Origin of the sequence: Streptomyces sp. BBFR25, assembly GCF_044590125.1 — a bacterium.
Classification (GTDB): Bacteria; Actinomycetota; Actinomycetes; order Streptomycetales; family Streptomycetaceae; genus Streptomyces; species Streptomyces canus_D.
In genome coordinates this window covers 6503967-6528273 of sequence record NZ_CP172447.1, presented here as the reverse complement: position 1 = coordinate 6528273, position 24307 = coordinate 6503967, and the positions used below count along the sequence as shown (strand labels likewise).

16 protein-coding genes are annotated in these 24307 nt (G+C 71.6%); 6 read left to right on the top strand and 10 right to left on the bottom strand.

What is annotated here, in order from left to right; genetic code table 11:
* Nucleotides 1-15: 15 nt before the first annotated feature.
* Genes ACGH52_RS29735 through ACGH52_RS29715 form a run of 5 tightly spaced genes read right to left on the bottom strand, consistent with a single transcriptional unit; the run spans nucleotide 16 to nucleotide 5402 of the window.
* Entirely contained in the window at nucleotides 16-1245 is a 1230-nt protein-coding gene (locus tag ACGH52_RS29735) for an MFS transporter (protein ID WP_210974563.1), read from the bottom strand.
* A 6-nt stretch (nucleotides 1246-1251) separates the two neighbouring features.
* Nucleotides 1252-1821, bottom strand: coding sequence for a GNAT family N-acetyltransferase (locus tag ACGH52_RS29730; protein ID WP_210974562.1), 570 nt, complete (start codon nucleotides 1819-1821; stop codon nucleotides 1252-1254).
* Nucleotides 1814-3022: a type III PLP-dependent enzyme gene (locus ACGH52_RS29725; protein ID WP_399943718.1), complete on the bottom strand. Its 1209-nt coding sequence runs from the start codon at nucleotides 3020-3022 to the stop codon at nucleotides 1814-1816. The genes ACGH52_RS29730 and ACGH52_RS29725 overlap by 8 nt, the downstream gene beginning before the upstream one ends.
* A complete protein-coding gene (locus ACGH52_RS29720; RefSeq protein WP_399943715.1) occupies nucleotides 3019-4344 on the bottom strand; it encodes a DUF6271 family protein in 1326 nt (441 codons plus the stop codon). The genes ACGH52_RS29725 and ACGH52_RS29720 overlap by 4 nt, the downstream gene beginning before the upstream one ends.
* A complete protein-coding gene (locus ACGH52_RS29715; protein WP_059298233.1) occupies nucleotides 4326-5402 on the bottom strand; it encodes a YbiU family protein in 1077 nt (358 codons plus the stop codon). Before ACGH52_RS29715 ends, ACGH52_RS29720 begins: the two co-directional genes overlap by 19 nt.
* A 416-nt stretch (nucleotides 5403-5818) precedes the next feature.
* Here ACGH52_RS29715 and ACGH52_RS29710 point away from each other — a divergent pair, with 416 nt between their 5' ends.
* Complete coding sequence (locus ACGH52_RS29710) at nucleotides 5819-7339, top strand: glycoside hydrolase family 3 protein (RefSeq protein ID WP_399943713.1); 1521 nt, start codon at nucleotides 5819-5821, stop codon at nucleotides 7337-7339.
* A 28-nt stretch (nucleotides 7340-7367) separates the two neighbouring features.
* Here ACGH52_RS29710 and hemE read toward each other — a convergent pair whose 3' ends face one another.
* Nucleotides 7368-8435 (bottom strand): uroporphyrinogen decarboxylase, encoded by a 1068-nt coding sequence (gene hemE, locus ACGH52_RS29705; RefSeq protein WP_399943710.1) that lies wholly within the window; start codon nucleotides 8433-8435, stop codon nucleotides 7368-7370.
* A 151-nt stretch (nucleotides 8436-8586) separates the two neighbouring features.
* On the opposite strand from hemE, the gene ACGH52_RS29700 reads away from it, so the two are divergent.
* From ACGH52_RS29700 to ACGH52_RS29680, 5 genes are all read left to right on the top strand, one after another.
* A complete protein-coding gene (locus tag ACGH52_RS29700; RefSeq protein ID WP_121701098.1) occupies nucleotides 8587-9294 on the top strand; it encodes a DUF3000 domain-containing protein in 708 nt (235 codons plus the stop codon).
* Nucleotides 9295-9586: 292 nt separating this feature from the next.
* Nucleotides 9587-10249, top strand: a complete 663-nt coding sequence (locus ACGH52_RS29695) for a response regulator transcription factor (RefSeq protein WP_059298226.1) — start codon at nucleotides 9587-9589, stop codon at nucleotides 10247-10249.
* Between the two features lie 176 nt (nucleotides 10250-10425).
* A complete protein-coding gene (locus tag ACGH52_RS29690) occupies nucleotides 10426-11712 on the top strand; it encodes a ribonuclease D (RefSeq protein ID WP_063124341.1) in 1287 nt (428 codons plus the stop codon).
* 228 nt (nucleotides 11713-11940) lie between these two features.
* Nucleotides 11941-13158, top strand: a complete 1218-nt coding sequence (locus ACGH52_RS29685) for an acetyl-CoA C-acyltransferase (RefSeq protein ID WP_076976808.1) — start codon at nucleotides 11941-11943, stop codon at nucleotides 13156-13158.
* Nucleotides 13155-15284 (top strand): 3-hydroxyacyl-CoA dehydrogenase NAD-binding domain-containing protein, encoded by a 2130-nt coding sequence (locus ACGH52_RS29680; protein ID WP_076976807.1) that lies wholly within the window; start codon nucleotides 13155-13157, stop codon nucleotides 15282-15284. Before ACGH52_RS29685 ends, ACGH52_RS29680 begins: the two co-directional genes overlap by 4 nt.
* A gap of 77 nt (nucleotides 15285-15361) precedes the next feature.
* Here ACGH52_RS29680 and ACGH52_RS29675 read toward each other — a convergent pair whose 3' ends face one another.
* From ACGH52_RS29675 to ACGH52_RS29660, 4 genes are read right to left on the bottom strand one after another with little or no spacing between them, the layout of a single operon-like run.
* Nucleotides 15362-18103: a CDP-glycerol glycerophosphotransferase family protein gene (locus ACGH52_RS29675; protein WP_210974557.1), complete on the bottom strand. Its 2742-nt coding sequence runs from the start codon at nucleotides 18101-18103 to the stop codon at nucleotides 15362-15364.
* A gap of 50 nt (nucleotides 18104-18153) precedes the next feature.
* Nucleotides 18154-19629: a glycosyltransferase family 2 protein gene (locus tag ACGH52_RS29670; protein WP_059298218.1), complete on the bottom strand. Its 1476-nt coding sequence runs from the start codon at nucleotides 19627-19629 to the stop codon at nucleotides 18154-18156.
* A gap of 21 nt (nucleotides 19630-19650) precedes the next feature.
* A complete protein-coding gene (locus ACGH52_RS29665; protein ID WP_399943703.1) occupies nucleotides 19651-22404 on the bottom strand; it encodes a glycosyltransferase in 2754 nt (917 codons plus the stop codon).
* Nucleotides 22401-24191 carry a stealth family protein gene (locus ACGH52_RS29660; protein ID WP_308293458.1) on the bottom strand — a complete coding sequence of 597 codons (1791 nt, stop codon included), beginning with the start codon at nucleotides 24189-24191 and terminating at the stop codon, nucleotides 22401-22403. The genes ACGH52_RS29665 and ACGH52_RS29660 overlap by 4 nt, the downstream gene beginning before the upstream one ends.
* Between the last annotated feature and the right edge of the window lie 116 nt (nucleotides 24192-24307).

The window sequence follows — 24307 nt, the reverse complement described above, 5'->3', positions numbered from 1 at the left end:
TCCACGCCTGCGGACTCAGGCCGGGGTCGCCTCGCTCTGCGCGGCGGGGACCGGGGTCCAGCGGATGCGGGTGCTGCACAGCGCGACGGCGCCCGCCGAGGCGGCCACGGCGCCCATGCCCCACGCCAGGTTGCTCGCACCGGCGATGAAGCCGATGAGCGGCGGCCCGGCCAGCAGCCCCGTGGTGCCCATGGCGGCGACCAGCGTCAGCGCGTCCGAGCCCTGCCGGGCGGCGGCGGCGTAGACGCAGGGGGTCACGGCCGCGATGCCCAGCCCCATGCAGGCGAACCCGGCCAGCGCCGGTGCGACGCCGCCGCTGACCAGGGCGACGGCGAGACCGGTACCGGCCACGGCGCTGCCCAGCAGGACGACCCGCCCGTCGCCCCAGCGGCTGCGCCAGCCGTCGGCGAAGAGGCGGGCGACGACCATCATCCCGGACACCACGGCGATGCCGAGCGGGGCGAGTTCGGCCGACGCCTCGGCGATGTCCTTCAGGTAGAGGGCGGACCAGTCGTTCATGGCGCCCTCGGCGACCGTGCCGAAGACCATGGCGCAGCACATCCACAGGGTCGGGCGCGCGGGGACGGTCCAGCGGCGGCGGGCCGGTTCCGGGTCGGCGGGGTCCGGTGCGTCGGCGGTGGCCTTGGCGTCGGCGGTGGCTTTGGCGTCGGCCGGGGCGTCCTCGTCGAGCAGTCCGGTACGTGCCGTCACGCCCAGCGCGGCGAGGAGGACGACGGCGACGCCGAAGTGTGCCGCGACCGATCCGGTGGCGGCGGTCATGCCGGAGGCGAGCAGGGCCGCGAGGAGTGATCCGGCGCTGAAGACGGCGTGCAGCCTCGCCATCGTGTTGCGTGCGTGCCGCGCCTCCAGGGCCGCGCCCTGCGCGTTCATGGCCACGTTCAGGCAGCCCACGAGGACGCCGTCGGCGCACATCACCAGCAGGGCCACCGGGTAGTTCGGCGCCGCCGCCAGGGCGAGCAGCAGCAGCGCCAGGCCCAGCTGGGACAGCAGGGCGAGCCGCCGCGAGCCCATCCGGCGCATCAGCCACGCCACCGCCGGGAAGGACACCGCGGCACCGACCCCCGCGGCCATCAGGAGCACCCCCACCTCGGCCGCGCTCAGGTCGAGGTCGGTCTTGAGGGCCGGGATCCGCGCGGCCCAGGTGGCGTACTGGAAGCCGAGGGACAGGAACAGCGCGGCGATCGCCAACTGGCCGCGCCGGAAGGGGTCGTGGAGACGGGACACGCGCCATCAGCTCACTTCGCGCAGGGTGGGGGCGGGCGGGGAGAGGGAGGGGCGGGCCCGGGGCTGCCGGACGGCCGCCACCGGCCGTGACATGTAGACGGCGCCGTCGCCGTACGCGCCGGCGGGCACCACTCCCGGCTCGGCCAGGAAGCCGCGCGCCGACCAGAACCGCTCGGTGCCGCCCACGGCGACCAGGGAGATCCGTTCGTCGCCGCGCGCCCGTGCGGTGGCGGTGAGGTGGTGCAGGAGGTGCCGCGCGAGCCCCCTGCGGCGCAGGCCGGGTGCGACGACGATGTCGTGGAGGTGGAGGTTCCCGGGCTCGAACGCGCTCCCCGTTCTTTCGGTCCGCGTCAGGTCCGGGTAGCGGTGCGGCGGGTAGGGCAGCGCGAGCAGGTAGCCGGCCGTACGGGCGCCGACGTCCACGACGAAGCAGGTGTCCGGCGACGCCGCCGCCCTGGACTCGAGCGCGGCCCGGCCCTCCGACAGGCCGAGGCCGGTGTAGGCGTCCCGCTCCAGCGCCACGACGGCGTCCCAGTCCCCGTCGGCGAGGGTGCGTACCCGCACGGTCTCAGTCATCGGCGCCGCTCCCTTCCGGGCGGCCCGCGAAGGCGTACGGGAGCGGGGCGAAGCCGTTGAAGCCCTGGGTGGTGTAACTCGTCGCGTAGGCGCCGCAGGACAGCACCCAGACCGGGTCGCCCGAGGCCAGCGCCGCCGGCACCGGGACCAGCCCCTCCTCGTGGGAGTAGGCGTCGTCGCTGTCGCAGGTGGGACCGGCGACGACGGCCGGGACGTACGGCCCCTCGGGGTGGCCCGGGAAGACCAGCCGGTACTGCAGGGCGTCCATCTCGTAGAGGCCGTTGAACTTGCCGCAGCTCAGGTAGAGCCAGTGCCGCCGTTCGCCGTCGGCCGCCCGGCGTTCGGTGAGGCGGGCGACGTGGGCCCGGATCGCGCCGTGGTCGGCGACGAGGTGCCGCCCGGGTTCGACGACGAACTCCAGGGGGCCGCCGTGGATCCGGCGCAGTTCGTCCATGCCCTCCCGGATCACCGCGAAGATCTTGTCCAGCGGTGGGTCGAGGGGGGTGCCGCGCCGGTCGCGGTAGCCGAGCGCGGGCAGGCCGCCGCCGAGGTTGACGTGGTCGACGCGGATGCCGCGTCGGCTGAGTGCGCGCAGCACCTCGCCCAGGTCCTCCACGGCGCCGTGCCACGCCTCGCCCGTCATCTGCTGGGAGCCGACGTGCACGGACAGACCCGCCGGCACCAGCCCGGCGTCCCGGGCCGCCGCCAGCACCCGGGCGGCGTCGCCGGGCGGGCAGCCGAACTTGTTGCTCAGCCCCCACACGGCGCCCGCCCCGCCGGTCGCCACCCGGCAGAACACCCGGGCGCCGGGCGCGTGGACGGCGAGCGCGGCCACGTCCTGGAGGCTGTCGGTGGCGAAGGTGCGCACGCCGAGCCGGTACGCCTCGGCGATGTGCCGGTCGGACTTGACGGTGTTGCCGTAGTGCACGCGGCCGACCGGCACCCCGGCCCGCAGCGCCTGCTCGACCTCGCCGGGGCTCGCCGCGTCGGCACCGGCGCCCCGGCGGGCCAGGGCGGCGACGACCTCGTCGACCGGACAGGCCTTCATGGCGAATCGCACCTGTACGCCGGGCAGTTCGCGGCGCAGCGTGTCGTGGCGGCCCTCGATGCCGGCCAGGTCGTACACGAGCCGGTCCTCGGTGGCGGCGGCGAGGGCGGCGGCCAGGGGTGCGTCGAGGCCCGCGGCCGTCCCCGCGCTCACCGCGGCTGTCCCGCGGCCGGGGGGACGGGGGTGGCCCGGGCCGCGGCCACCATCGGCTCCCAGGCCTCCGTCAGGAGCGCGAAGTCCGCCATGTCGCCGCGTGCCTCATCGAGGAGGCGGGCGCGGCGGTCGGCCAGCAGGTCGGCGAAGTCGGCGTACCGGCCGCCGAGCTTGCGGTAGGCGGCGTCGAGGGCGTCGAGCCTGCGGACGTTCTCCGCGGGGTCGAGGCCGGTGCTCTCGCGGGCCAGGGCGGCGACGGCGGCGGGGCGGACCCGGCCCCGCTCGTCCAGCAGCGCGTCGCCCGCCTCGGCCATGCGGTCGTAGACGTGGTGGAAGTAGAGCATCGACAGCAGGAACTTGGCGAAGCGCGTCTGGTAGGCGAGGAAGCCGGGGCCGGTGCGGCGTTCGCCGGTGTAGTAGTTGACGATGTTGCGGTTGTGCAGCACGCCCGGCAGCCGGGCGTCGTGCACGAGGTGGATGAGGAAGTAGTCGCTGCCGATGGTGTCCCGGGCGGGCGGCAGCGGCACCCGTTCGCTGACGGTCGGGCCGTGGAAGGCGATGTTGCACATGTCCACGCGCATGGGGTCGACCACGGTCAGCAGCGAGTGGTCCGCGGTGAAGGGTTCCGTGCCCGCGCCGGTGAAGGACTCCTCGGCCAGTGCGCGTTTCTGCTCGGGGGGCCAGCCCTCCGGTGCCCACAGGGAGACGACGTCGCGGTAGACAGCGGGGTCGGCGTCCCGTATCTGCGCGATGTCGACGGAGAGTTCGCCCACGAAGGAGCTGCCCACCATGGCGACCCGGCGCTCCAGCAGGTGGTCCGGCAGCGTCGAGGCGGTGACGCCCGCCACGGCGTCGGCGGCGCGTTCGCCCAGCGACAGCAGTTCGTGGTGGACGGGGAAGACCGTACGGCCGTCCACGCTCTGGTAGCGGCTGTCGGAGTCCCGGCGGTGGACGGACTCGCAGCCGAGCGCGGCCGCGATCAGGAAGGCGCGGTTGGTGCAGGCCCCGTAGGACAGTCCGTCGGGCAGCATCAGGTCGAGGAGCAGGTCGGGCTTGGCGCTGCCGGAGCGTGCCGTGACCCGGGTCAGGAAGTCGCGCTGGGCGGCCTCGTCGAGGTGGTGGGTGGTGATCCGGGGGTGGACCGGCAGGCGCCGTAGCGCGGCGGCGTGGGCGGCGCGGTCCGCGGGCGGGCAGGAGTCGAGGACCAGCAGGTGGACATCGATGTCGAAGTGGTCGGCGGCGTAGGCGGCTTCCGCGCCGAGGGCCGCTACGGTGTCCGGGCAGTGCCGGTTGGTGGGGAGGGTCAGGCAGATGCTGCGCATGCGCCGTCCCCGGTGGCCTGGTGCTCGTCGCTGCCGTCGGTGCCGGGGTGCCAGGGCTTCAGGCCCAGCAGCTTGGCGCCGAGTTCGGTCAGTTCGGCGGGGCCGTAGCGCTCGGACTCGTGCCGGTGGGCGTCGCCGAGCAGCGTGGCGTTCCAGTCGGGGGTGGCGAGGGTGCGCCAGGAGTCGATCCGGGAGTCGCGCAGGGTGCGGTGGGTCTCCAGCGCGGGCATCATCGACAGGTACTGCACCGCGCGCACGCCCTCGCCGGAGGTGTTGGGGGCGACGCCGTGGGCCAGCAGACCGTTCCAGATGAGGAGGTCGCCGGCCTCCAGGTCGGGCCGTACGACGGGCATGTCCTCGCGGTCGATCGCGGGCCGGATGGGGTCGCGGTCGTCCGGCTGGAGGGCCTTCCAGCGGTCGAAGCGGCGGAACAGCTCGGGGCAGCACTGGAAGCCGCCGTGGTCGGGCTTGGTGTCGTTGAGGGCGATGATGCCCTGGACGCGCTGCGGCAGGACGCCGAGGGAGGTGTCCACGTCCCAGTGCAGCTCGATGTCGAAACCGCGGTCCGGCTTGTCGATCAGCGCGCGGTCGCGGTTGCCCGTGTTGGGCGGGTTGAGGTTGAGCCGGTCCAGGGTGACCCACAGCTCCTCGCAGTCCCACACGTCGACGAAGGCGTCGTAGACGCGCTGCGTCTGGCGGCTGTCCCAGATGAGCTGGTGGTGGTACGCCTCGACGAAGCCGTAGATGTGCAGCTCCCGGTCCAGGTCGGAGCGGTACTCGCGGTCCTGGTACCAGGTGTCGGGGCGTTCGGGGTCGAGCCCCTGGAACTCCCAGGCGAAGTCGAGCAGTCGGCGCGCGGAGTCGGCGGGTATCGCCTCCTTCACGACGACGTAGCCGTACGTCTGCCAGTGGGCGAAGTCCTCCTCGGACAGCACCCGCAGCGGACGTGTCTTGTCGAGGTCGCGCAGCTGGGTGCGGGCCAGGTAGGTGTCGGCGTCCGCGCTGAAGTAGGGCAGGTCCGACGGGGCTCGGTGGAGGTAGGAATCGGGCGTCGCCATGTGGTGCTCCAGATCCTCGCCGTCGCCCCGTGCGGGCAACGGCGGTGTGTACGACGGTGGTCGGCCGTCGCACATGAGGTCGGGTGGTGGCAGCGGGGCCCGCTCGCGGCACGGGGCGGGAGCGGGGCGAGGTCCGGGGTGGTCGTCACGGAAGTCGTCGTACGGAAGTCGGTGCCACGGCGGTGGTCTTCGCAGTCCGGCCGCGGCAGGTGCCCGGCGCGGAAACTGGTGTCACATCCGTCCCTCGCCGAACTTGCGCCTCACAATGGACTAGACCAAGCCGGGGTGTCAACACCCGTTCCGACCAGTCGAGTTGTTACTTCCGAGTTCAGCGCGGGGCGCTCTTGACACGTCTGGTTAACCTGAACGCGCACCCCCTTGGTCTATACCAAGACACCACCCGAAAGGCGCGGCCGATGTCCTCAAGCAAGCACAGCAGCGAGTTGCGTCGGCTCGCGCTCTCCGTTCTGCAGCCGGGTTTCGTGGGCACCGAGGCCCCCGACTGGATCCTGCGCGACATCGGCGACGGACTGGCCTCGGTCGTGCTCTTCTCCCGCAACATCGTCTCCACCGAGCAGGTCGCCCGGCTGACCGCCAGGCTGCGCGCCGAGAACCCCGACCTGATCGTCGCGATCGACGAGGAGGCGGGCGACGTCACCCGCATCGAGTCCGCCACCGGGTCGTCCCGGCCGGGCAACTTCGCCCTCGGCACCGTCGACGACCCGGAGCTGACCGAGGCCGTCGCCGCCGACCTCGGCCGCCAGCTGCGCACGGCCGGGGTGAGCCTCGACTACGCGCCGAGCGCGGACGTCAACTCCAACCCGGACAACCCGATCATCGGCGTGCGCTCCTTCGGCTCGGACCCCGAGGTGGTCTCCCGGCACACCACCGCGTGGATCCGCGGCCTCCAGTCGTCCGGCGTCGCCGCCTGCGCCAAGCACTTCCCCGGCCACGGCGACGTCGCCGTCGACTCCCACCACGACCTGCCCGCGTACCCGGCCGGGCCCGACGAGATCGCCGCCCAGGCGCTGCCCCCGTTCCGGGCCGCCGTCGCGGCCGGTGTGCGCGCGGTCATGAGCGGCCACCTGCTGGTGCCCGCCTACGACCCCGACCTGCCGGCCACACTGAGCCGGCGCATCCTGCACGGCCTGCTCCGCGAGGAGCTGGGCTTCGACGGCCTGGTCGTCAGCGACGCCATCGAGATGGGCGCCGTCACCCGCCGGTACGGCATCGACGGCGCCACCGTGAAGGCGGTCGCCGCCGGGGTGGACGCCGTCTGCGTGGGCGGCGAGAGCGCCGAGGAGGCCACCGTCGCGCTCCTGGTCAAGGCGCTCACCGCCGCGGTGACCGGCGGGGAGCTGCCCGAGGAGCGGCTGGCCGAGGCGGCGGGCCGGGTACGGGAGTTCGCCCGCTGGTCGGCCGGGCTGCGAGCGGCCGGGGCCGCGGGCGACGCGGCCGGGGACGGCATCGGCCACGTCGCCGCGCGCCGCGCCGTACGGCTCACCGGCGCCGCGCGGGCCGCCCTGCCGCTGACCGCCGCACCGCACGTGGTCGAGCTGGCCCCGGTGACCAACATGGCCATCGGCAAGGAGACCCCGTGGGGCGTGGCGGAACCGCTGCGCGAGCGGCTGCCCGGCACGACCTCCGTGCGGGTGCGCGGTCAGGAACTGGAGGAGGGGACGGTGGCGCTGGAGAGCTGCGCCCTCGAACCGGCCGTGGGGCGCCCGCTGGTGATCGTCGCCCGCGACGCCGCCCGGCACACCTGGATGAGCCGCGCCGTGACCGGCCTGACCGCCGCGCGCCCGGACGCGATCGTGGTGGAGATGGGCCTGCCGGGCACCGCCACCGTCGCGGCCGCCCAGATCTTCACCCACGGCGCGAGCGCGGCCTCCGGGGTGGCCGCGGCGGAGGTCCTGACGGCCGCGTCGGCACTCTGATCCGGAACCTCCGTGCGGAGGGGGTGCGTCAGCCCGCGGTCAGGGTGTGGACGTACTCCACGAGCCGGGTCAGCGCGTCCGGGTCGGTGGTCGGCAGGACGCCGTGGCCCAGGTTGAAGACGTGGCCCTCCAGGCCCGCCGCCGCGTCCAGGACCTCGCGGGTCTTGGTCTCGACCGCCTCCCGCCCGGCGAAGAGGACCGCCGGGTCCAGGTTGCCCTGGAGCGCCTTGCCGGGGCCGACGCGGCGGGCCGCCTCGTCCAGCGGGACGCGCCAGTCGACGCCGACGACGTCCGCGCCGGCCTCGCCGAGCAGGCCGAGCAGCTCACCGGTGCCGACGCCGAAGTGGATGCGCGGCACGCCGTACCCGGAGACGGCCTCGAAGACCTTGCGGGAGGCGGGCAGCACCGAGCGGCGGTAGTCCGCGGGGGACAGCGCGCCGACCCAGGAGTCGAAGAGCTGGACGGCGCTCGCGCCCGCCTCGATCTGCACCTTGAGGAAGGCGGCCGTGATGCCGGCGAGGCGGTCCAGGAGGTCGGCCCACAGCTGCGGGTCGCCGTACATGAGGGCCTTGGTGTGCTCGTGGTTGCGGGACGGGCCGCCCTCCACGAGGTAGCTCGCGAGGGTGAAGGGCGCGCCCGCGAAACCGATCAGCGGGGTGGCGCCCAGCTCGCGGGTGAGCAGGCCGAAGGCCTCGGTGACGTAGCTGACGTCCTCGGGGGTGAGGTCGCGCAGCCGGGCCAGGTCCGCGCGGGTGCGGATCGGGTTCGCGATGACCGGGCCGACACCTGGCTTGATGTCGAGGTCGATACCGATGGCCTTGAGCGGGACGACGATGTCGCTGAAATAGATCGCCGCGTCCACACCGTGCCGGCGCACCGGCTGGAGGGTGATCTCGGCGACGAGTTCCGGCCGCATGCAGGACTCGAGCATCCCGATGCCCTCGCGCACCTTCAGGTACTCCGGCAGTGAGCGCCCGGCCTGCCGCATGAACCACACCGGGGTGTGCGGCACCGGCTCACGCCTGCACGCCCTGAGGAACGCGGAGTCGTACGTGGCGGTCGGCTGCTGGCCCGCGGGGCTCTGGTTGGCACTCACAGGGGCAAGTTTCGCATGGCTCCCGGACCGCGCCGGACCACGGGTGGGACGGCTCCCTCCCGCCCCCGCGGAGCCGCGTGATCCGGACATCGCGTCCGCACGCGGGTGTCCCTCCCTGCGCCGGGCCGCCGTTCCGCTTAATGTTCCCCGCATGGCTGCGGCTCAGGGACGACTGTCGGACGGCGCTGGCGGAATGGACGACGCGAAGGGGACCGAGGAAGAGGCCCGGCACAAGGGGAGTCACCACGGAGGTGACGGGAACGGCGGGAGCACGGCACCGCCGGCCTTCACGGCCGCGGTGGAGGCGCTGCGCGCCGCGCGCCTGCGGCCGCAGATCGAGGTGGAGGCGACCCGCGCACCGCAGCGGCTCGCCCCGCACGCCTACGCGCTGGAGGCCGCGGTCGTCGACGGCGACGAGGACCTGGCGGACGGGCGGCTGGTGCTGCTGCACGACCCGGCCGGGCACGACGCCTGGCACGGGACCTTCCGCCTGGTGACGCTGGTCCGCGCCGAGCTGGAACCGGAGATGGCCGCGGATCCGCTGCTGCCGGACGTGTGCTGGTCCTGGCTGACCGGCGCGCTCCAGGCGCGCGGGCTGGCGTACGGCGAGCCCAGCGGCACGGTCACGCGGGCGAGTTCGCACTACTTCGGAGGGCTCTCGGCGCGCCCGTCCGCCTCGCAGATCGAGATCCGGGCGTCCTGGACGCCGCGCGAGGGTCTCGGCGGCGTCCCGGACACCGCGGCGCACCTGTCCTCGTGGTGCGATCTGCTGGCGCAGGTCGCGGGCCTGCCGCCGGCGGCACCGGGCGACGCCTCGGTCGTGACGCTGCCGCAGCGGCGCGGCCCGCAGTCGCGCTGACGCCGCCGACCGTCGTTCATCATTCCGGGCGAAGGGACCCCCATGCCTTCAGGAGGTTCCGTCACTTTGTCGACACGGCCACTTTCGGGCTCGTATCGACAAAGTGTGAAACCGTTCGATCTTCGAATGATCGACAGCGTGTCCGAATTGCTCGGATTGTTACTCACCAGATCGTGATCATTCTCTAAAGGCGGACGCGTTCGGTGCCGAATACGACTGTGACCTTGAAAGCACGGTTCGTCCCGGCTTCACCCCCATGAGCCGGCCCCGTCCCCGCACCCCAGGAGGCCTGGTGTCCGTTCTCCTCGAGCAGCCTGCAAGCCTGGTCGCCTACCGCCCGAACAAGCCGACCGCCATGGTGGTCGTGGCCGATCAGCGCGTCCGTTCCACCGTCACCCGCCACCTGTGGGCGCTCGGTGTGCGCGACGTCATCGAGGCCTCGTCCGTCGCGGAGGCTCGTCCCCGCATCGGCAACCCCCGCGACATCTGCGTCGCGGAAGTCCACCTCCCCGACGGCTCCGGCCTGACCCTGCTGTCGGAGACCCGCGCCGCGGGCTGGCCCAACGGGCTCGCCCTGTCCGCCGCCGACGACATCGGCGCCGTCCGCAACGCCCTCGCCGGCGGCGTCAAGGGCTACGTCGTCACCGGCACCCGTACCAACGTCGGGCTCCCCACCCGGCCGGGCGCCGCCCCCATCGGCGCCGCCGCCGCCCGCCTGCACCGCCGCCCCCCGGGCGCCCCGAGCCACCCGGGCGGCTACCGCGAGCTCTCCGGCCGCGAGGTGGAGGTGCTGCGGCTGGTCGCCGAGGGCCAGTCGAACAAGGCGATCGGCGTCTCGATGGGCCTGTCCGCCCTGACCGTCAAGAGCCACCTGGCCCGCATCGCCCGCAAGCTCGGCACGGGCGACCGCGCCGGGATGGTCGCGGTCGCCCTGCGCACGGGCATCATCCACTGACACCCACCGCCCCGCTCCCGACGCCCCGCCCACTCCCCCACGCTCCCTCTTCCCCCTCCCCACCGACGCCCCGCACAGCAGGTCCTTCACCGGCCTGACTGGTTTACGACCCCCCGGAGCCCGCCGACGGAACGTTCCGTCGGCGGGCTCGGTCGATCCACCGATACCCTTGACAGGTGACCGACGCCCACGAAACCGCAGCAGACCGTCCACTGCGAACCACCGGAGGCGCCCCTCCGGACGACGCCGGATCTTCTGCGAGCCAGGCGCCGACCCCCTTGCTCGAACCTCGCGAGGGCATTCCGCCGGTGATCGCCGACGCGGACGCCCTCGCCGAGGTGACCGCCGCCTTCGCCGCCGGCAGCGGCCCCGTCGCCGTCGACGCCGAGCGCGCCTCCGGGTACCGCTACGGCCAGCGCGCGTACCTGGTGCAGCTGCGCCGCGCGGGCGCGGGCACGGCGCTGATCGACCCGGTGGCCTGTCCCGACCTCTCCGGTCTCGGCGCGGCGATCGCCGACGCGGAGTGGGTGCTGCACGCGGCCACCCAGGACCTGCCGTGCCTGCGGGAAATAGGGATGCTGCCCACCCGCATCTTCGACACCGAGCTGGCCGGGCGGCTCGCCGGGTTCCCCCGGGTCGGCCTCGGCGCGATGGTGGAGAACGTCCTCGGCTTCGTCCTGGAGAAGGGCCACTCGGCCGTCGACTGGTCCACGCGCCCGCTGCCCGAGCCCTGGCTGCGCTACGCCGCGCTCGACGTGGAGCTGCTGGTCGACCTGCGGGACGCCCTGGAGAAGGAGCTGGACCGCCAGGGCAAGCTGGAGTGGGCCCGGCAGGAGTTCCACGCGATCGCGTCGGCCCCGCCGCCCGAGCCGCGCAAGGACCCGTGGCGTCGCACGTCCGGCATGCACAAGGTGCGCAGGCGCCGCCAGCTCGCCGTGGTGCGGGAGCTGTGGCAGGCCCGGGACCGGATCGCGCAGCGCCGGGACGTCTCCCCCGGCAAGGTGCTCGGTGACGCGGCCATCGTCGAGGCCGCGCTCGCGCTGCCGCCCAACGCCCACGCGCTGGCCGCGCTGAACGGGTTCGGGCGGGTGAACCGCCGGCAGCTGGAGCAGTGGCAGGTGTCGGTCGACCGGGCCAGGGCGCTGTCCGAGTCGCAGCTGCCGCAGCCCGGCCAGCCGGTGACCGGCCCTCCGCCGCCGCGCGCCTGGGCCGACAAGGACCCGGCCGCCGCGGCCCGGCTGACCGCGGCGCGCGCTGCGGTGACGGCTCTGGCCGAGCGGCTGGGCATGCCCCAGGAGAACCTGATCACGCCGGACACGGTGCGCCGGGTCTGCTGGGAGCCGCCCGCGGTGGTCGACGCCGAGTCCGTGGGCGCGGCCCTCGCCGGACACGGGGCGCGGCCCTGGCAGGTGGAGCAGGTGACACCGGTGCTGGTGGCGGCGCTGAGCCAGGACGCGGCGTAGCGGGAAGGGCGGATTCCGGCCAAGGTCCGGAGTGCGCCCCGGGCGCGGTCCCGGAGCGGGCGGCCGGGTGAACGGGTCCTCCGGTGGTGTGACGGGTGGTGTGACCTTCGCCGCTCCCGCCGGGGGGACTGGGCAGCTACGTTACTCATAAGTAGCATGGGGACTGAGCGCGCGCTCAGTGCATGCGTGCCGCAGCAGTGCCATCCCGCACCCTGGAGGAGAGCCATCGTGCCTCGTACCGTCAGGGACGTCGTCTTCGTCGACGGCGTCCGCACCCCGTTCGGCAAGGCGGGCCCGAAGGGCATCTACCACGAGACCCGCGCCGACGACCTGGTCGTGAAGGCGATCCGGGAGCTGCTGCGCCGCAACCCCGGTCTCGACCCCAAGAAGATCGACGAGGTCGCCGTCGCCGCGACCACGCAGATCGGTGACCAGGGCCTGACCATCGGCCGCACCGCCGGCATCCTGGCGGGTCTGCCCACCTCGGTCCCCGGCTACTCCATCGACCGCATGTGCGCGGGCGCCCTGACCGCCGTGACCACGGTGGCCGGCTCGGTCGCCTTCGGCGCGTACGACGTCGCCATCGCGGGCGGTGTCGAGCACATGGGCCGCCACCCGATGGGCGAGGGCGTGGACCCGAACCCGCGGTTCGTCAGCGAGAAGCTGGTCGACGAGTCCGCCCTGTTCATGGGCATGACCGCGGAGAACCTGCACGACCGCTACCCGTCGATCACCAAGCAGCGCGCCGACGAGTACGCCGTGCGCTCCCAGGAGAAGGCCGCCAAGGCGTACGCCAACGGCCAGATCCAGGCCGACCTGGTGCCGATCTCGGTGCGCCGCACCAACGAAGAGGCCGGTGAGACGGGCTGGGGCCTGGTCACCGCCGACGAGCCGATGCGTCCGGGCACCACGCTGGAGAACCTGGCGGGCCTCAAGACGCCGTTCCGCGTGCACGGCCGGGTCACCGCGGGCAACGCGGCCGGTCTGAACGACGGCGCCACCGCCTCCCTCATCGCGAGCGAGGACTTCGCCCGCGAGAACGACCTGCCGGTCAAGATGCGCCTGGTCGCCTACTCCTTCGCGGGCGTCGAGCCGGAGGTCATGGGCTACGGCCCGATCCCGGCCACGGAGAAGGCACTCGCGCAGGCGGGCCTGTCCATCGACGACATCGGCCTGTTCGAGATCAACGAGGCCTTCGCCGTCCAGGTCCTCGCGTTCCTGGAGCACTACGGCATCGCCGACGACGACGCGCGCGTCAACCAGTACGGCGGCGCCATCGCCTTCGGCCACCCGCTGGCCTCGTCGGGCGTCCGCCTGATGACGCAGCTGGCCCGTCAGTTCGAGGAACAGCCGAACGTCCGCTACGGCCTGACCACCATGTGCGTCGGCTTCGGCATGGGCGCCACGGTCATCTGGGAGAACCCGCACTTCGAGGGGGACAAGTGAGCACCACCGCAGAGCTGCTGAAGGGTGCGGCCGAGCTGTTCCCCGGCGAGGTCGTCACCAGCGCCCACGTGCGCCACTTCGACCTTCCCCAGGGCGTCGGGCGTTTCGCGCTCATCACCCTGGACAACGGCCACGACCACACCAAGCCGACGACGCTCGGCCCGCAGTCGCTGGCGAACATCGACGCCGCCCTCGACCAGGTCGAGAAGGAGGCCGCGGACGGCGACATCGTCGGCGTCGGCGTCACCGGCAAGCCGTTCATCTTCGCGGTCGGCGCCGACCTCAAGGGCGTCGAGCTGCTGAAGCGGCACGAGGACGCGCTGGCCATCGGCAAGGGCGGCCACGACGTCCTCAAGCGCCTGGCGAACCTCGCGGTGCCGTCCTTCGCGTACTACAACGGCGCGGCCATGGGCGGCGGCGTGGAGATCGGCCTGCACTGCACCTACCGCACGGTGTCGGCGGCCCTCCCCGCGTTCTCCCTGCCCGAGGTCTTCCTCGGCCTGGTCCCCGGCTGGGGCGGCTGCACGCTGCTGCCGAACCTGATCGGCGCCGACAAGGCCGTCTCGGTGATCATCGAGAACAGCCTCAACCAGAACAAGCAGCTCAAGGGCGGGCAGGTCTTCGAACTCGGCATCGCGGACGCGATCTTCGAGGGCGCGGACTTCCTGGAGCAGTCGCTGATCTGGACGGCGTCCGTGCTCAAGGGCGAGATCGCCGTCGAGCGTCCGGCGATCGACCGCGGCGAGGCCTGGGACCAGGCGGTCGCGCGCGGCCGGTTCATCGCCGACTCCAAGGTGCACGGCGCGGCCCCGGCCGCCTACCGCGCCCTGGACATCATCGCCGCCGCCAAGAACGGCGACCTCCAGCAGGGCTACGACGCCGAGGACCGGGCCCTCGCCGACCTCATCATGGGCGGCGAACTGCGCTCCGGCATCTACGCCTTCAACCTGGTCCAGAAGCGCGGCAAGCGCCCCGCGGGCGCCCCGGACAAGTCGCTGGCCCGCCCGGTCACCAAGGTGGGTGTGGTCGGCGCCGGCCTGATGGCCTCCCAGCTCGCGCTGCTCTTCCTGCGCCGCCTGGAGGTGCCGGTCGTCCTGACCGACATCGACCAGGAGCGGGTCGACAAGGGTGTGGGCTACGTCCACGCCGAGATCGACAAGCTGCTCGGCAAGGGCCGTATCAACCAGGACAAGGCCAACCGCCTGAAGGCCCTGGTGACCGGTGTCCTGGACAAGGCCGAGGGCTTCGCGGACGCGGACTTCATCATCGAGGCCGTCTTCGAGGAGATGGGCGTCAAGCAGAAGGTCTTCGCGGAGGTCGAGGCGGTCGCGCCCGCGCACGCCGTCCTCGCGACGAACACCTCCTCGCTCTCCGTCTCGGAGATGGCGTCGAAGCTCAAGCACCCCGAGCGGGTCGTCGGCTTCCACTTCTTCAACCCGGTCGCGATCCTCCCCCTGCTGGAGATCGTCCGCGGCGAGCAGACCGACGAGGCCTCGCTGGCCACGGCGTTCGGCGTCGCCAAGAAGCTGAAGAAGACCGCGGTCCTGGTCAAGGACGCCCCGGCGTTCGTGGTCAACCGCATCCTGACCCGCTTCATGGGCGAGATCCAGAACGTCATCGACGAGGGCACCCCGGTGCCGGTGGCGGAGAAGGCCGTGGAGCCCCTCGGCCTGCCGATGTCCCCGCTGGTCCTCCTGGAGCTGGTCGGCCCGGCCATCGGCCTGCACGTCTCGGAGACCCTCAACCGGGCCTTCCCCGAGCGCTTCACGGTCTCCCCGAACCTGAAGGCGGTCGTCGAGGCGGGCAAGCGCGGCTTCTACGTCTACGACAGCGGCAAGCCCGAGCTGGACCCGGAGGTCGCCGCGCTCCTCAAGCAGGGCGACACCGTCCTCACGGAGGAGCAGGTGCGGGCGCGGGTGCTCGACGCGGTGGCCCAGGAGATCGGCCTGATGCTCGACGAGGGCGTCGTCGCCGAGGCCCAGGACATCGACCTGTGCCTGATCACCGGCGCCGGCTGGCCCTTCCACCTGGGCGGCATCACGCCGTACCTGGACCGCGAGGGCGTCTCGGAGCGGGTGAACGGGAAGCGGTTCCTGGCGCAGGGCGTGGCGAGCGTTCCGGCGTAGGCACGCCGCTCGCAGCCTGAAAGGGGCCCCCGCCCGCGGCGGGGGCCCCTTCGCGTTCGCGCTCCGGTGCGCCGGACCTACCCGTTGGACGCGGCGAGTTCGGCGATGGCGGCCGTCGCGCGGGCGCAGTTGTTGCGGTCCTCGAAGGCGAAGAAGGAACGTGCCCGGTAGTCGTACTCCGGCTCGCGGACACACCCGTTGCCGAGGTATCGGATCACTTCGGTCACCACGTCCTCGACATTGCCGCACACCGGCCCGAACCCGTCGTACGCGGCTTCGAAGTACCCCTTCCTGGCGTGCTTCGCCCAGTACTCGTCCGGGTCGAACCGGGCGTAGACGAGCGGCGTGCCGAGGTAGGCCATGTCGAAGTGGACCGAGGACCAGTCGGTGATGAACAGGTCGCACTGGCGCAGCGCCGTCTGCACGCTGACCTTGGTCTGGTCCAGGCGCTGAACCCGGGGGTGGTCCGGCACCACTCCGTCGATCATGTTCCGCATCTCGTAGTGCGGAAGGAAGTCGAGCACGTAGTCGTAGTGCTCCAGCGCCTCCATCAGCTTCGGGTGGCGCAGCAGCTGCACCATGAACGCGCGGTAGGCCGACTCGCGGAAGATCTCGTCGACCGCGTCCTGGTCGGCACCGTCCTGCTGGAGGTAGGAGGGGATCGTCAGGTACTTGCGCCAGGTGGGCATGAGCAGGACCCGCCTGCGGCCGCGGTCCGGCTGGAGGGCGTCGAAGCGCGGGAAGCCCAGCGCCTTGGCCTGGTCGCCGTAGTGCATGTGCTCGGAGAAGTACTGGGCCTCCCGGTCACTGGTCGCGAACACCAGGTCCACGCCGGTCCGGTTGCGGTGCAGGGCCTTGCTGCCGTCCTCGTCCGTGACCCCGTGCTGGAGGAAGACCCGCCGGGCCCCGATGCGCCAGTTGAGGTGCTTGAGGTACTTCGTGCGGTCCCAGCCGTCCGGGAGCATGTACGAGTCGATGTCGTAGGCGTTGATGAGCAGCGACGCGTGCAGCATGAGGAGCTTGTGCTTCCAGGAACTGTGCGCCACCACGTTCCCCAGGCGCTTCAGCTTGGCCCGGTCCGCGCTGCCCTTGTCGATGATGTAGTAGGCCTTGCGGCGGCGCTCGTGCTGACGCAAGTACGTGAACAGGTGCAGGCTGTTGTCCTGCGCGGTGTCCCTGCGCTCGCCGATCAGCCAGATCTCCTTGCGGCGGTAGAACCGGAGCGTGGCCCGCCGGATGGCCCGGGCGCGCCAGAAGGGTCCCTTGCGCTTCTTCTGCTCCTGGTCCAGTTCCTCGAGGAAATCCTCCCAGTCCTTGTCCCCGTCCCGGCCCCGCGCTTCCCGTACCACCAGTACGGCGTTGTCCTTGCCCTTCGACAGCGGAAGCACCCAGCGGTCCGCGACCTTCATGGGGCGCGCGCTCCGCAGCATCGCCGTGGTGGTCATGCACGGGCGCGAGACATCGCGGCCGGAGGTGCAGAAGACCAGCTTCAGCGGGAATTCGCCGTCCTTGAGCGCGCCCGCCGGGACGACCGCCTCGAAGCCGCCCCAGGCGAGGTCGTCACGTGTGGCCACGAGGTCACTGCGCCAGACCTGCTGGGCGGGCACCATCTGACCGCTCTTCTCCACCCACAGCTGCAGTCGGTTGCGCATGGGGCGGCCCATCGGGAGGCCGTTGAGGACGAACCGTCCGGCGACCAGGACGCCGCCGGAATCCGGGTCCGCCTGGATCCGTTCCACGTGCACGCTGGTGGAGGAGACCTTCGTGAGCGGAAGCAGTGCGCTGGGCACCGCCACGTCGAGGTAGAGGTCCCCGCCACGCCCGTACACGCCGCCGATCGCCTGGTCCGGGCGGGCGAACAGCTCGTACCAGTTCATGTACATCGCGAGGAACGGCACCCGGTGGCGGGCGTCGTGGGTGGAGGCCAGGACCGCGTCGGGTGTCACCAGCGTGTAGACGGCACGGGCGCGCTGGAAGAGCTGGTACAGCTCGTCCTCGGGCAGCACCTGGGGCGCGCGCAGGGCGAAGCCCTGGTAGCTGCGCACCAGGAACCGGTTGAGGACCTCCTGCCGGTGGCCGGAGAGGCGGGAGCGGAGGGTCATCAGGTACTCCTCCAGAAGGAGGTGGTCCCAGTAGTTCGCCGTGCGCTCCCACAGCTTGTCCATCGTGGAGTCCTCGGCCGCCCGCTTGCGGTACTTGTAGACCGTGCTGGGCACCATGGCGATGCGGTCCGCGAGCAGCATGGCGGGCACCGAGAAGAACGCGTCCTCGAAGTGCACGCCCTCGCGGAACCGGATGTTGTTGGCGCGGACGAACTCGACGTCGAAGAGCTTGTGGCAGGCGCTTCCGCCGTGGATCATCTCCGGGATGTTCTCGATCCCGGGGTGCACCTGCACCTGCTTGCCGAAGTAGCGCAGCCAGGGCCAGTTGGTCTCCTCCGGGAACGTCTCCATCCGTCCGATGGTGAGCGGCACCCGCTCCTTGACCGCGGTACGCCACATGGTTTCCAGGGCGTCCTCGGGCAGTACGTCGTCGGAGTCGCAGAAGGTGATGTAGCGGGCGCTGACCAGGTCCATGCCGGCGTTCCTGGCCCCGCCCGCCTTGCCCTCCGCGTGCACGAACGCCCATACGTTGGGGTGCCGCGCCGCGAATTCCGCCGCGATCGCGGGCGAGCTGTCGCTGCTGCCGTTGTCGACCAGGACCACCTGGCAGCGGTCGAAGATCGTCTGGCGGGCCAGCGAGTCCAGGCACTCCGGGAGATATCTCTCCACGTTGAAGATGGGGACGACGACGGCGACGGCGTAGAGGGGTTCGAACACGAATGACTCCTGATTTCTGACGAATACCCCATTTCTGGAGCGGGCGTTGGTCAGTGCTGGCTGGACTCGACGACCAGGTGGGCGGTCCCGCCCTCGGCGGTGATCCGCGCGAGGCCGTGGAATCCGCCCACGGGCGGGTTCTGGACCAGGGCCGGGGAGACGGTGCAGGGGCGCGAGACGTCCCTGCCCCGGGTGCACACCACGAGGCGCACGGGGAAGGAGCCGGCCGGGAACTGCCGGGGGTCGACGGTGACGCTGAAGACCGCTCCCGTCTGGTCCGGCCGGTCGTGGGCGTGTCCGTGGTTCACCGCCGGAAGCGTCGTGCCGCTGCGTTCGAACCAGACCTGCAGTTCCAGCTTGGCCAGCAGTTCGTCGGGGATCCCGTTGACCGAGAAGCGGCCGTGGATCACCGCCGTCCCGCCGTCACCCGCGGAGAGGCCCTCGATCCGGGCCGGGACGGAGGTGACCTTGGTGAGCGGCAGCCCCCACGACGTCCCCGGGTAGTCGACGTAGAGGTCGCCCTCGCGGCCGAAGACGGGGCCGAGGACGGAGGCCGGACGGTAGAAGAGGTCGAAGTCCCCGAAGTGCAGCGCGAGATACGGGAGCCGGTGCCTGGTGTCGTGGGTGCTGCGCGCGAACTGCTCGGACGTGATCCCCCAGTAGAGGGTGCGGCAGCGCTCGAAGAGCTGTCGGCAGTCGGCTTCACCGAAGATGTGCGGTGCCCGCAGCAGGAAGCCCTGCATGCTGCGGACCAGGAACCGCTCCAGCGTCTCCTGCTGGTAGGGCGTGAGCGTCTGGCGCATCGCCGCGAGGTACTCCAGCATCACCAACTGGTCGGCGTAGTTCTGCGGGAGGTCCCAGATGGTGTCCATGACGGAGGTGCCGTCACCGCGCCTGCGGTACTCGTAGACCGGCGCGTCGACCAGGGCGATGCGCTCCGACAGCAGCAGTGCGGGCAGCGAGACGTAGGCGTCCTCGAAGGCCGTGCCGGTACCGAACCGTATGCCCTGGGACCGCAGCAGATCGAGATCGAAGATCTTGTTCCAGCAGGACGCCGAGTGGATCAGGTCGGGAATGTCGACGACGCTGCTCACCGTCTTGACGTTCTTGCCGAAGTACTTGTGCCACGGGGCCTTGACCGGCTTCGGGACGTGCTTCTCCCGTCCCACGACGACCGTGGCGCGCGTCTTGAGGATGGTGTTCCGGAGCACTTCCAGGGACCGCTCGGGCACCATGTCGTCGGCGTCCCAGAAGACGATGTACGGCGTCGTCGCCATGTCCATGCCCATGTTGCGCGCGTCCCCGGCCCGGCCCTCGGGCTGGGCGACCAGGTCGACGTTGGCGTGCCGGGCGGCGAACTCGCTCGCGATCGCCACCGACTGGTCGGTGCTGCCGTTGTCGACGAGGATCACATGGGCACGCGCCAGCGCGGTCTGCGCGGCCACCGACTCCAGAAACGCGCCGAAGTAGCTCTGGACGTCGCGGAACGGCACGACGACCGTCACGTCACGGTTGCCTTGGGACATATCTCCTCCTGGAACACCACATCAATGCTTCGCACCCCGAATGAGGCTGTCGATCGCTTCCGAGGCCCTCACATTGTTCTGCTGGTCCCGGTATTCGAAGAACTTCTCCGCCCGTCGCAGGTATTCGGGCTCCCGCGCACATCCTCCCCCCATGTAGCGCACCACTTCGGCGACGGTTTCCTCGACGGTTTCACAGACCGGCCCGAAGCCGTCCCGGCGGGCGTCGAAGTACCCCTTCTGGTAATGCCCGTCCCAGTATTCGTCGGCGTCGAACTGCGCGTACACCAAAGGCGTTCCGAGGTATGCGACGTCGAACGCGGTCGACGACCAGTCGGTTATGAAGAGATCGCAACGGCGCATGGCCTCCTGCACACTGATCTCGTTCTGGTCGACGATCCGGACCCGCTTCCGGTCCGGCACCATGTCCCCGACCATCGCACGCATTTCGTAGTGCGGCAGGAATTCCAGGGTGTAGTCGTACCGGTCCAGGGCGGCCAGCAGAGCCGGGTCGTTCAGGAAGCCGACCATGAACTCCCGGTAGCTGGAGGCGAGGAACCGGTCGCGCGCGGCCTGTCGCGCCTCGCGGCCACCGCCGTCGCGGCTGTAGGAGGCGACGGTCAGATAGGCGCGCCACGTCGGCATGAACAGGATCGTGCGGCTGCCGCGAGCGGGGGTCAGCGCGTCGAAGCGGGGGAAACCGCTGACCGACACCTGGCCCTTGTAGCCGAGTTCCCGCGACAGGAACCGCCCCTCGTCCCGGCTCACCGCGAGGATGAGGTCGACACCCGTGCGGTTGCGGTGCAGGCCCTTGCTGACGTCCTTGTCCGTCACCCCGTGCTGCAGGAAGACCCGGCGGGCACCCACGCGCCAGTTCAGGTGCTTGAGGTAGCGGGTCCGGTCCCAGCCGTCGGGCAGCATGTACGTGTCGATGTCATAGGCGTTGACCAGGGCCGCCGCGTGCAGCATCAGCAGCTTGTGCTTCCAGGAGCTGTGCGCGACGACGTGTCCGAGCCCGGCCAGGTGGGCCCGGTCCGGGCTGCCGGCCCGGATCACGTAGTACGCCCCGCGCCGCTTTCCGGCGGTGCGCACGTGGCGGAACAGATGCCAGCCGTTGTCCTGCGCGGTGTCGCCGCGCTCGCCGAAGAGCCAGATGTCCCGCCCCAGGAGCAGCGGTTTCAGCGGCTTCGTGAGCAGCCGGAGCAGGCGCTGCTTCCAGAAGGGCCGTCGCCGCAGCACGTGTTTGGCGTCCTTGGCGACCAGGCCGCCGAGGAGGGTGCGCCGGCCGGGTCGGCGGGACGTCCCGAGGACCATCAGGACCGCCCGGTTCCTCCCCTTCCAGTGCGGCACCACCCGTGTCCCGCCGTGTTCGACGACGCGGGCCCCGCGCAGGTAGCCCGCGGCGACCAGACACGGGGTGACCGCCTGACCGCCCTCGGCGTCGACGGCGAACTCCAGGTCGTGGACGCCCTGCCGCAGGGCGTCCAGGGGCAGGTCCGCGGTGAAGCCGCCCCATTCGGTGTCCGGCCGCGTGTTCCTCATGTCCCGCCGCCGGACCTGGGTGGCGGGGACGCTGAGACGGCTTCCGCGCACGCGCAGGCTCAGGTGACCGTCCAGCGGCCGGACCATGGGCATGCCGCCCACGTCGAACCGCCCGGAGAGCCTCAGCGTTCCGGTTCCCGGCACCGCGCGGACGTGTTCCAGGTGGGCGGTGAAGGGGGTGGCCCGCGCCAACGGGGCCAGCCGGTCGGGAAGGCCGCCGAGGAGGTGGGCGCCGCCGTCGGCCACGGACAGCTTGTGCAGCCGGGACGCCCGGTCCGCGAAGAGGCCGAAGTCCCCGGTGACGAACGCGAGGTAGGCCACGCGGTGGCGGGCGTCGGCGGTGGCCCGGAGGATCAGGTCGGGCTCGACGTCCCGGTAGACCGCACGGCACCGCGCGTAGATGTCCTCCAGCTCGGCCCCCTGGAAGAGCTCGGGCGCCCGGAGCGCGAAGCCCTGGTAGCTCCGGACCAGGAAGAGGTCGAGCACGGCCCGCGAGAGGGGAGGGAGGCCCGCGCCCATCCGGTGCAGGTGCTCCACCAACTGGAGGTGGTCCCAGTAGTTCTGCCGCCGCGTCCAGATCGCGTCCATGGTCGAGTTGCCCGCCGCGCGCTTGCGGTACTGGTAGACGCACTGGTCGACCAGGGCGAGGCGGGTGGCGAGCACGAGCGCGGCCACGCCGACGTAGGCGTCCTCGAAGTGGACGCCCTCCGCGAAGCGGATGCCGTGGGAGCGCAGGTAGGCGAGGTCGAAGAGCTTGTTGCAGGCGCTGGCGCTGTGCACCAGCTCGGGCAGCTCCGCCACGCTGCCGAACGTCCGGTCGCCCTGGCCGAAGTACCCCTTCCACGCCCAGTTGGTCGGCTTGGGGAACGTCTCCATCATCCCCACCACGACCTGGGCGCCGGTCGTCGTGGCGGCCTCCAGCATGCTTTCCAGTGCGGTGGGCGGCAGGACGTCGTCGGAGTCGCAGAAGGTGATGCGGGTGCCGCTCGCCCGGTCCATCCCGAGGTTGCGGGCCGCTCCGGCGCCCCCGCCGCGGCGCACCAGGACGGTGGCGTTGGTGTGCCGGCGGGCGAACTCGGCGCAGAGCCGGTAGGAGCCGTCCGTGCTGCCGTTGTCGACGAGCAGGATCTCGCAGCGCTCGAACACCGTCTGCGCCGCGATGGAGTCCAGGCACTCCTGGAGGTACTGCTCCACGTTGTACACCGGCACGACCAGCGTCACGTCATAGGCGTTCATGTGCGCTGGGGCTCGCTCGCGGGCTCGATGGCGTTCCTGTGGTCCGCCACTTCATACGGGCTGGGCACCGGGAAATAGGCCTTGAGGAAACGTTCCAGCATGGTGCGTTGCGCTTCCGGGTCAGCCGCTTCCACCGTGTCGTTGAGGCAGAAGGTGTCCATGTTCCGATGGGCCAGGAGAGTGTTGAGGCGCCGATCGGCGAGATCCGCCGAGAGGTCGATGTACCGGTACTGGATCTCCCCCACCGTGGCCCGCGCCGAGTGGTACGCGAAGTAGTGGTGCAGCGAGGAAGCGATCGGCACGTCGTCCGGGGAGCGGAAACGTGAATGCTGGGTGGCGGCGTGCTCCTGCGTGAAAGTCTCCTCGATCTCCTGCAGCACACTCCTGCGCAGCGCGTGCGGGGTGTGCTTCATCTTCTGGGATATGGCGGTGCCGAATTTCTGCGCGATGAGCCAACGGCTGTTCTTTCCGGCGGCATTGACCGGGAGGTCGTCCGGGGAGGCCGGCCCGCCCGGTATCAACGCGGGCGAGGTGAAGAACTTGGTGATGCCGTTCGGGTGGAAGAAATGCGCGGGCGTCACCGGGCGGCCGAAGAACACGTCGTCGTTCAGGTAGAGGAAGTACTCCGAGAGTCCGGGAATGTGGTGCAGCTGGCTCTCGATGGCATGGGAGTTGAACGTCGGCAGGGCGGCGGCCTCGGAGAAGATCTCCCGGTGGTCCACCACCCGGAGGTTCGCGTGCTGCGTCTGGAGCCAGGACGGCACCTGCCCCGCCGTCACGAGATAGATGTTGCGCACCCAGGGCGCGTTCTGGTGCAGCGACCGCAGCGAGTAACGCAGTTCGTCACGGCTGGTGAACCGCGAGTCGTTCGCCGCCTGCTCGTGCAGCCCGTCCGCGGAGAACCCCCGGCGCGCACGGTCGCGCGAGGCCCGCCAGACCGGGTCCGAGTCGTCGACCCAGGTGTAGACGACGTCGATGGGGAACTGGTGGTCCTCCGGGAGCGGCACGGCGAACTCGGCCAGCGTCCGGGCCTTCCCGGTGCGGTACGCCGGAGGGATGGGGCTGAACAGGCTCTGCGGCGCCGACTTGCGCGCGGCGTCCACCGGAACCGCGTCGATGACCCGGTTGGGCCGCGGAGCGCGCAGCTCCCCGTCCCGCTCGGTCCACATCTCGATGTCGCATCCGGTGGCCGCGCCGAAGACCAGTTGCTGGGTCGGGTCGCACACGTACCAGGCGACCCTCAGCACCTTGTGGTGGCGCAGCTGCCGCCAGGACCGCTCCTCGTCGCCGGGCTCCATGCGGGCCTCACCGCCGGTGGCCGGTCCCACGTAGCCCGGGGCCTGGTCGAAGGCGAGCCGGAGCATCTCCTCCACGAGCGGGCGGGCCGCGGTGGGGACGGCGACGGCGGGCAGTCCGCTGTTCGTGCCGCGCACGCAGAAGTAGTCGATGCCCGCCGACTCCAGGACGGAGACCACGATGTTGAGATTGCGGGCCCGGGCCGCCCAGTCCGTCGCCCCGTCGACCAGCAGCGCACGCATGTGGCGGCGGCCGACCCGGACGACTCGCCGGGTGTGGGCGGGGCTGTGCCGGGGAGCGTTGCGCTTGCCTCCCATCGCCCAGACCACCGCGGCGGAGCGTACGGAGTCGGCGGCGGTCAGCGAGGTCTTCACCGCCCTGCGGACGGGAGTCGGCACCCCGCGGACGATGCGCCGTCTCGCGCCGGTCGGGACCGCGGACCGGTACGCCGAGACCAGCGCTCCGGCTTCAGGGTTGTCCGAGCCACCCACGAGGCATCCACCATCCGTACCCAGCAGCTCTGCCCTTCCAAGGACTTCCGCACCTCGCTGTGCGGTGCCTTGGACTAGAAGAAGCACGCATTCCCAGACACGGGGGCCCATCACCC